Below are 7314 nucleotides of genomic sequence, written 5' to 3'. Positions count from 1 at the left end.
TTCAAGGCCCACCGCTTCACCGAATATTCCCTCTGAGTTCCTCCCGATCCGATCCCGACCGGCCCAGCCCCCGCCAGGAGTGTTTGCCATGAACCCACCCGTGCCCCCCGCCCGCCCGCCTTCCGTCTCGCGCGCCACCGCCCTGCTCGCGCTCGGCCTCGCCGCCGGCACCGCCTTCGCCCAGGGCGCGCCCGGCGCCGGCCAGACGCTGCGCATCCAGATCAACTCGGATATCCGCAGCACCGACCCCGGCGGCAACCGCGACGACAACACCGACAACGTGCTGCTGCACGTCGGCGAGGGCCTGGTCGCGCTGCGCGAGGACACCTCGGTCGGCCCCATGCTCGCGAGCAAGGTCGACACCTCGGCCGATGGCCTGAGCTACACCTTCACGCTGCGCGACGGCGTGAAGTTCCAGAACGGCGCCACGCTCACGGCCGACGACGTGGTCTGGAGCTGGCAGCGCTACCTCAAGCCCACCAGTGGCTGGCGCTGCCTCAGCGAGTTCGACGGCAAGGGTATGACCAAGGTGCTCTCGGTGGAGGCGCCGAGCCCGAAGACGGTGGTGTTCAAGCTCGACCGCGCGAGCGCGCTGTTCCTCACCATGATGGCGCGGCCCGACTGCGGCGGCGCGGCCATCCTGCACCGCAGCTCGGTCGGCGCCGACGGCCAGTGGAAGGAGCCGGTGGGCACCGGCCCCTACAAGCTCAAGGAATGGAAGCGCGGCCAGTACGTGGAGCTCACCCGCTTCGACGGCTACACCGCGCGCGCCGAGCCGCGCGACGGCCTCACGGGCGGCAAGAAGGCCGAGGTCGAGAACCTGCGCTTCGTCGTCATCCCCGACTCGGCCGCGGCCAAGGCCGCGCTCTACAGCGGCGGCATCGACGCCTTCATCAGCCCCAGCCCGTCGGACGTGATCGAGATGCGCGGCCGCGGCGACGTGCGCGTGGACACCACGCCGGTGATGACCATGGTCGCGCTGCTGCTGCAGACCAACGACCCCGTGCTCAAGGACGTGCGCATCCGCCGCGCGCTGGCGCTGGCGCTCGACACGCCCGAGATCGCGCGCTCGGTCACCGAGGGCCTGTCGGCCGTCAACAACTCGGTCGTGCCCTCGACCAGCCCCTACTACGACGCGGCGCAGGCCGGCGGCTTCAAGCGAGACATCGCCGCCGCGAAGAAGCTGCTGGCCGAGGCCGGCTACCGCGGCCAGCCGATCCGCATGATCGCCAACAAGCGCTACGAGGCGCTCTACTCGGCCGCCGTGCTGGTGCAGGCCATGGCGACCGAGGCCGGCATCAACATCGAGCTCGAGGTGCTCGACTGGGCCACCCAGCTCGACCGCTACACCAAGGGCCAGTACCAGAGCATGGCCTTCGTCTACTCGGCGCGCATCGATCCCGCGCTCAACTACGAGATGGTGTCGGGCGACAAGGCCGCGCAGCCGCGCAAGGTCTGGGACAGCGCCTTCGCCCAGACCCGGCTGGCCGAGACCATGGTCTCGCGCGACAAGGCACGGCGCCAGGTGCTGTTCGACGAGATGCACCAGCAGATGCTGCAGGACGTGCCGATGATCGTGCTGTTCAACGCCAGCGACGCCACCGCCATGCGCAAGAACGTGGTCGGCTTCAAGGGCTGGGCGCCGGCCAAGCCGCGCTTCTGGAACGTGCGGCTGGCAGCCGCCGGCGGCTGACGGGGGCCACGCCTTCATGCCCGCCTACCTCCTGCGCCGGATCGCGATGACGATCCCGACGCTGCTGCTGGTCTCCATCGCGGTCTTCGCGCTGATGCGGCTGATCCCGGGCGACCCGATGCTGCTGATGCTCGGCGAAGGGGCCGACCCGGCCCAGCTCGAATCGATGCGCCGCCAGATGGGCCTCGATCAGCCGCTGCCGCTGCAGTACCTGGTCTGGCTGCGCCAGGCGCTGGGCGGCGACCTCGGCGTCTCCACCACCAACGGCCTGCCGGTGCTGCCGCTGATCTGGGAACGCTTCCAGGTCAGCGCCGTCATCGTGCTGGTCGCGGTGGCGCTGGCCTCGCTGATCGCCGTGCCCGCCGGCCTGGTCGCCGCCTGGCGCAAGGACCGCCCCACCGACCTCGCCATCATCGGCGCGGCCACGCTGATGCTCTCGGTGCCGAGCTTCTGGCTCGGCCTGCTGCTGCTGATGTTCTTCGGCCAGTACCTGCACTGGCTGCCGGTGGTGGGCTACGTGCCGCTGTCCGAGAGCTTCTCGCAGGGCGTGCTCTACGTGATCCTGCCGATCGTCACGCTGGTGCTGGTCGAGACCGGCGTGCTCACGCGCATGTCGCGCGCCAGCACCATCGAGATCCTGCGGCTCGAGTACGTGACGCATGCGCGCGCCAAGGGCGTGCCCGAGTCGCAGGTGCTGCGCCGCCACGTGCTGCCCAATGCATTCAATCCCACGCTGACCATGATCGGACTGATCCTCGGCCACCTGCTCAGCGGCATCGCGGTGCTCGAGACGGTGTTCACCCTGCCCGGCCTCGGTCGCCTGATGATCGATTCGATCTTCGCGCGCGACTACCCGGTGCTGCAGGGCTGCCTGCTGTTCACCGCCTGCATCTACGTGGTCATCAACCTGGTCGTGGACATGTGCTATCCCCTGTTCGATCCGCGGGTGTCGGTGCAGTGATGAAGATCAAGACCCATACCCTGGTGGGCGGCGTGCTGATCGCCACGCTGCTGGTGCTGGCCGTGGTGGCGGCCGTCTGGACGCCCTACAACCCGGTCGGCATCGACCTCAAGTCCAAGCTGCAGGCGCCCTCGATGGCGCACTGGCTCGGCACCGACGAGTTCGGCCGCGACGTGGCCAGCCGCGCGATGCGCGCCGCCTCCACCAGCTGCCTGGTGGCGCTGCTCACGGTCGCGCTGGCCACCGCCATCGGGCTGGTGGTGGGCGTGGTCGCGGGCTTCGTGCGCGGCTGGACCGACCGCGTGCTGATGGCCTTCAACGACACGCTGCTGGCCTTCCCGGGCCTGCTGCTGGCGCTGGCCGTGATGGTGATCGTGGGCGCCAACCAGTGGGGCATCGTGCTCGCGCTGAGCCTGGCCTACGCGCCCTCGGTGGTGCGCGTGGTGCGCGGCACCGTGCTGTCGCTGCGCGAGCGCGAATACGTCGAGGCCTCGCGCATGATCGGCAACGGCGAGATCTACACCATGTGGCGCCACATCCTGCCGAACTGTGTGGCACCGGTCGCCGTGCTGGCCACCAGCATGTTCGGCTGGGTGCTGCTGTCGGAGAGCGCGCTGAGCTTCCTGGGCCTGGGCGTGCCGCCGCCGGCACCCACCTGGGGCAACATGCTCTCGAGCGCGCGCCCCTACATGGTCTCGGCCGTCTGGCTGTGCGTGGTGCCAGGCCTGTGCATCGCGCTCACGCTGCTGGGCATCAACCTGCTGGGCGAATCGCTGCGCGACCGGCTCGATCCGCGGACGGAGAAGTCATGAGCGCCTCTTCCAACCCCTCTCCTGTTCTTTCGGTCGAGCACCTGAGGATCGAGCTGCGCCACGGCACCCAGCCGCTGGTGCACGATCTCTCGTTCGAAGTCCGGCCCGGCGAATTCCTCGCCGTGGTCGGCGAATCGGGCAGCGGCAAGACCATGGCCGCGCGCGCCATCCTGCAACTGCTGCCGCCGGGCATCGCGCAGACCGGCGGGCGCATCGTGTTCGACGGCCAGGACCTGAGCCGGCACGACGCGCAGGCCATGCGGCCGATCCGCGGCCCAGGCATCGGCATGGTGTTCCAGGAGCCGATGGTCTCGCTCAACCCGGTGCACCGCATCGGCGAGCAGATGGCCGAGGGCCTGCGCATGCACCACCGGCTGTCGGCCGCCGAGATCCGCGCGCGCAGCCTCGAGATGCTGCGCCGCGTGCAGATCGCCGACCCCGAGCGCTGCATGCAGGCCTATCCGCACGAGTTCTCGGGCGGCATGCGCCAGCGCATCATGCTTGCGAGCGTGATGCTGCTGAAGCCGCGCCTGCTGATCGCCGACGAGCCCACCACCGCGCTCGACACCCTGAGCCAGCGCGAGGTGCTCGACCTGATGGTCGAACTGGCGCGCGACAACGGCACGGCCGTGCTGCTGATCACGCACAACCTCGGCCTGGTGGGCCGCTATGCGCAGCGCGCGATCGTGCTCGAGAAGGGTCGGCTGGTCGAGACCGGCGAGGTGCCCTCGATCCTCGTCGCGCCGAAGCAGGCCTACACGCGCAAGCTGGTCGACGCGCTGCCGCGCCGCCAAGCCGCCAAGCAGGCGGCGACCGAGACCCGCCAGCCGCTGCTGCAGGTGCGCGGCCTCGGCGTGAGCTACCCCGGCGCGCGCCTGGGCTTCTTCAAGCGCCAGCTGCCGGTGCCCGTCATCGACGCGCTCGACCTCGACATCCACCCGGGCGAGATGGTCGCGCTGGTGGGCGGCAGCGGCTCGGGCAAGACCACGCTGGGCCGCGCCATCCTGCGGCTCGCGCCCTCGAACGCCGGGCAGATCCTGTTCCGCGGCGAGGACGTGCGCACCGCCGGCCGCGCCGCGCTGCACCGCTTCCGGCTGGCCTGCCAGCTCGTGTTCCAGGACCCCTTCTCCTCGCTCGACCCGCGCATGCGCGTGCAGGAGATCGTGGCCGAGCCGCTGCGCCACCTGCCCGAGCTCGATGCGGCGGCACGCATGCACCGCGTGGCCGAGACGCTCGACGAGGTCGGCCTCGACGGCCTGGGCGCGCGCTATCCGCACGAGCTCTCGGGCGGCCAGCGCCAGCGCGTGGCGATCGCGCGCGCGCTGGTGCGCCGGCCGGCCTTCGTGGTGGCCGACGAGCCGGTTTCCGCGCTCGACATGACGATCCAGGCCCAGGTGCTGCGCCTGTTCCAGAGCCTGCAGCAGCACCATGGCTTCGCCTGCCTGTTCATCAGCCACGACCTCGCGGCCGTCGAGCAGATCGCCGACCGCGTGATCGTGATGGAGCGCGGCCGCATCGTGGAGCAGGGCGCGCGCGACGCGGTGTTCGACCAGCCTCGCCATGCCTACACCCAGGCGCTGCTGGCGGCCACGCCGCGGCCGCTGCACGAGCTGGCCGAACCCGCCATCGACATCCAACCCGTTCCCGAGAAAGCCTTCGCGTGACCTCCCCCTTGCCCTACAGCTGGCAGCATCCCAGCGCCCCGCCGCCGCTCGATCCGCAGATCGTCGAGTTCATGCGCCTGATGGGCGCCGAGGGCGCGCGCTATCCGAAGCGCCACACCATTCCCATCGCCGAGGGCCGCGCCAATGCCGAGAAGGTGCGCGCGCCGTGGACGCGAGGCGGGCCCGAGATGGCGCGCAGCGTCGACCACCGCGTGCCTACGCGCCATGGCGAAGTTCGCATCCGCGTGCACTACCCCGCGCAGCGCGCGCTGCAGGGCGCGCTGGTCTACATCCACGGCGGCGGCTTCGTGCTGTTCAGCCTCGACACCCACGACCGCGTGATGCGCGAGTACGCGGGCCGCGCCGGCATCGCGGTGATCGGCATCGACTACACGCGCGCCCCCGAGGCACGCTTTCCGCAGCCGCACGACGAATGCGTGGACGTGATGCGCTGGCTGGCCGCCCATGCGGGCACACTCGACATCGATCCCGCGCAGCTCTTCATCGGCGGCGACTCGGCCGGCGCCAATCTCTCGGTCGGCGCCTGCCTGGTGCTGCGCGACGAGGGCGACGCACTGCCGCGCGGGATGCTGCTGAACTACGGCGCCTACAGCACCGAGCTCTACCGCGAATCGGTGGTGCGCTACGGCGCGGGCGAGTACGGCCTGTCGCTGCACATGATGCTGTGGTTCTACGGCCTCTATGCGCGCGGCCCGGCCGACTTCGCCGACCCGCGCCTGCACAGCCTCTTGGCCCGGCTCGAAGGCCTGCCGCCGGCCTGCATGGTGGTCACCGAATGCGACCCGCTGTACGACGACAACCGGCTGATGGCCACGCGGCTGCGCGAAGCCGGCGTGGCTGTCAGCGAGACGCTCTACCCCGGCACCATCCACGGCTTCCTCGAGGCGGTCTCGGTCGCCGACGTGGCCGGGCGCGCGTTCGACGATTCGGTGCGCTGGCTGCGCGACCTCGCCACGCGCTGAGCCGCCGCATGTACACGCCCAAGCCCTATGTAGAAGCCGAGCTCGCGACGCTGCACGAAGGCATGCGCGCCTGGAGCTTCGCCACGCTGGTCACCGTCGGTCCGGCCGGCGCCAGCGCCACCCACCTGCCCTTCCTGCTCGATGCGCGAGACGGCGAGGCGGGCCTGCTCACCACCCATCTCGCGCGGAAGAACCCGCAGCTCGAGGACCTGCGCGCGGGCCGCGAGGCGCTGGTGATCTTCCAGGGCCCGCATGCCTTCGTCACGCCGAGCTGGTACGTCAAGCAGAGCACCTTTCCGACCTGGAACTACACGGCGATCCATGCACGCGGCACGCCGCGCGTGATCGAGGAGCGCATGGCGATCCACGCCGTGCTGCGCCGCACCGTCGCGGTCTACGACACGCCGCTGCGCGCCGAATGCGCGGGCAGCTGGGACTTCGACGCCATGCCCTTCGACTTCGTCGCGCCGCGGCTCGACATGATCGCGGCGGTGGAGATTCCCGTGCAATCGCTCGAGGGCAAGTTCAAGCTCAACCAGGATCGCTCGGAGGAAGACCGGCGCGGCGTGATCGCTGCGCTCGAGCGGCTCGGCGAGCCGCAGGGCGTGGCCGTGGCGCGGATGATGCGCGCGCGGATGGAGACCGCCGCGAGCGCGTGAAGCGTCGCGGCACAATGGTCCGCGTGCCGCTGCTTCCCCACCGCCTGCTCGCCGGCCTCGCGCTGGCCTCCCTCTTTGCCACCGCCCAAGCGGCCGAGCCGCTGCTGCTCGTCACCGAGCCCGCTGCGCTGCAGGCCGCCGAGAAGTCCGGTGCCGGCTTCGCGCACTGGCTGGCGGAGACGCCGGCCGCCGACGGCATCGCGAGCAACCAGGCGCTGATGCGTTCGAATGCGTGGCGCTCCATCGCCGACCCCATCGGCGCCAGCCTGGCAGCCATCCAGCGCCGCGACAAGCAGGCCGGCGTCGGCATCGCCAAGTACCCGCACCGCCTGTTCGACGCACGCTGGCTCGCGAGCTCCGATGCCTTCTTCGAACTGGTGGGCGTGGCCAACCGCATGGACCGCCGCCCGTTCCAGGACGGCGCCTGCGGCGAAACCCGGCTCGTGTACCGCCTCGCCTACCGCACGAGCGCGATGCAGTCGCGCCTGCCGATGACCGTCAACGTCGAGCTGCGCGGCGACGCGCCCGATGCCGATGGCGGC

6 protein-coding genes and 1 pseudogene are annotated in these 7314 nt (G+C 70.8%); all 7 read left to right on the top strand.

Features of this window, described 5'->3' with window-relative positions; translation table 11 throughout:
* Positions 1-88 precede the first annotated feature (88 nt).
* Positions 89-1693 carry an ABC transporter substrate-binding protein gene (locus tag AC27VN_RS27560; protein WP_490878592.1) on the top strand — a complete coding sequence of 535 codons (1605 nt, stop codon included), beginning with the start codon at positions 89-91 and terminating at the stop codon, positions 1691-1693.
* Between the two features lie 16 nt (positions 1694-1709).
* A complete protein-coding gene (locus AC27VN_RS27555; protein WP_490878591.1) occupies positions 1710-2654 on the top strand; it encodes an ABC transporter permease in 945 nt (314 codons plus the stop codon).
* Positions 2654-3466 (top strand): ABC transporter permease, encoded by an 813-nt coding sequence (locus AC27VN_RS27550; RefSeq protein ID WP_057595421.1) that lies wholly within the window; start codon positions 2654-2656, stop codon positions 3464-3466. The genes AC27VN_RS27555 and AC27VN_RS27550 overlap by 1 nt, the downstream gene beginning before the upstream one ends.
* Entirely contained in the window at positions 3463-5130 is a 1668-nt protein-coding gene (locus AC27VN_RS27545; protein WP_490878590.1) for an ABC transporter ATP-binding protein, read from the top strand. Before AC27VN_RS27550 ends, AC27VN_RS27545 begins: the two co-directional genes overlap by 4 nt.
* Entirely contained in the window at positions 5127-6113 is a 987-nt protein-coding gene (locus tag AC27VN_RS27540; protein ID WP_490878589.1) for an alpha/beta hydrolase fold domain-containing protein, read from the top strand. Before AC27VN_RS27545 ends, AC27VN_RS27540 begins: the two co-directional genes overlap by 4 nt.
* Positions 6114-6121: 8 nt before the next feature.
* Positions 6122-6772: an FMN-binding negative transcriptional regulator gene (locus AC27VN_RS27535; protein ID WP_490878588.1), complete on the top strand. Its 651-nt coding sequence runs from the start codon at positions 6122-6124 to the stop codon at positions 6770-6772.
* A 23-nt stretch (positions 6773-6795) separates the two neighbouring features.
* Positions 6796-7314, top strand: a pseudogene (locus AC27VN_RS27530) (hypothetical protein); the annotation flags it as partial.

This window comes from Variovorax sp. 20P10.2.4 (assembly GCF_058244205.1).
Note: the sequence above shows the minus strand (reverse complement) of the source record. Positions and strands in the feature narration are given on the sequence as shown.

What these genes read in the sequence shown, in the direction of transcription:
- AC27VN_RS27550 (WP_057595421.1), top strand. Translation starts at nt 2,654, where the DNA reads ATGAAGATCAAGACCCATACCCTGGTGGGCGGCGTGCTGATCGCCACG.
- AC27VN_RS27535 (WP_490878588.1), top strand. Translation starts at nt 6,122, where the DNA reads ATGTACACGCCCAAGCCCTATGTAGAAGCCGAGCTCGCGACGCTGCAC.
- AC27VN_RS27560 (WP_490878592.1), top strand. Translation starts at nt 89, where the DNA reads ATGAACCCACCCGTGCCCCCCGCCCGCCCGCCTTCCGTCTCGCGCGCC.
- AC27VN_RS27555 (WP_490878591.1), top strand. Translation starts at nt 1,710, where the DNA reads ATGCCCGCCTACCTCCTGCGCCGGATCGCGATGACGATCCCGACGCTG.
- AC27VN_RS27545 (WP_490878590.1), top strand. Translation starts at nt 3,463, where the DNA reads ATGAGCGCCTCTTCCAACCCCTCTCCTGTTCTTTCGGTCGAGCACCTG.